This window comes from Streptomyces sp. NPDC046866 (assembly GCF_040704625.1).
Classification (GTDB): domain Bacteria; phylum Actinomycetota; class Actinomycetes; order Streptomycetales; family Streptomycetaceae; genus Streptomyces.
Genome location: NZ_JBEYXN010000067.1, coordinates 1 through 1,236, shown reverse-complemented (window position 1 = coordinate 1,236; position 1,236 = coordinate 1). Strand labels below are relative to the sequence as shown.

At 70.1% G+C, this 1,236-nt stretch carries 1 protein-coding gene; it reads right to left on the bottom strand.

The features are described 5' to 3' along the window. Positions 1-117 precede the first annotated feature (117 nt). Positions 118-1,236 (bottom strand): IS701 family transposase (locus tag AB0953_RS35370; protein ID WP_366863704.1); only part of this gene is annotated, 1,119 nt, incomplete at its 5' end.

The window sequence follows — 1,236 nt, the reverse complement described above, 5'->3', positions numbered from 1 at the left end:
TAGTGCTTTGTTAGGTGGTGTCGTAGGTCTGCCATGGGATGGTCTGCCGACAGGTGGGGCAGGTGCCGGTCCAGGTGGCGATGAGGTGTTGGAGGAGGTCCAGGGCCTGGTAGAGGGTCAGGCCCTGGACGGGGCTTTTGGGCTCCTCCGCTGTTCGGTCAGGAACAGGTGGGCGGCGGTGACGAGGGTGACGTGCCGGTGCCAGCCGGTGAACGAGCGGCCCTCGAAGTGGTCCAGCCCCAGAGCGGTCTTCAGCTCGCGGTAGTCGTGCTCGATCCGCCACCTGGCTTTCGCCAGGCGGACCAGGTCCTTGGCGGGGATGTCGGCGGGCAGGTTCGAGATCCAGTACTTCACCGGCTCGTCCTCGCCCTCCGGCCACTGAGCGATCAGCCAGGTCAGCGGTATCGTGCCGTCCTCCGCCGGTTTCGGTCGCCGGCCCGCGAGCCGGATCCGCAGGAGCACGAAGTGCGAGCTGAGGGCCGCTTTCGAGCCCTGGCGCCAGACCAGCGCCCGCCCGTGTGCTCGCCCGGCGGCCAGCACGTGCTCGCGCAGGCAGACCGGCCGGGTGCGGTAGCGCGGAAGTGGCCGAGGCCCCAGACCGCCGTAGGCAGGCTGGTGCGGTTCGGCGTCCTCACCATGGGCGGTCATCTCGCCTCTCACCTGGAGGACGTAGCCCAGACCGCGCTCTTCCAGGCCGTGGCGGAAGTCCGCGTTCGCGCCGTAACCCGCGTCCGCGACCAGGACACCTGGCCGAAGCCCGATGCCGGCGAGCTCGTCGAGCATGTCCAGCGCGAGCCGCCATTTCGGCTGGTGATGCTCGCCCTCGGGGATCCGGCAGGCCTTCCGGCGGTCGGCCGCATCCGGGCCGTCCCAGGACTCAGGCAGGAACAGACGCCAGGCCAGCGGACACGAGGCCATGTCCGAGGCGGCGTGGACACTGACCCCGATCTGGCAGTTGCCGACCTTGCCCAGGGTGCCGGAGTACTGCCGGGCCACCCCGGGGGAGGAACGGCCGTCCTTGGGAAACCCGGTGTCATCCACCACCCACACCTCGGGCCGCACCGCGGCAACTGCCCGCCACGCGAGCCGGGCCCGAACGTCCTGGACCGGCCAGGTCGACGACGTCATGAACTGCTGCAGCTGCTGGTGATCGACCCCGAGCCGCTCGGCCATCGGCTGCATCGACTTCCGCCGGCCCTCCAGCAGCAGTCCCCGCAGATACAAGGCGCCCTTCTC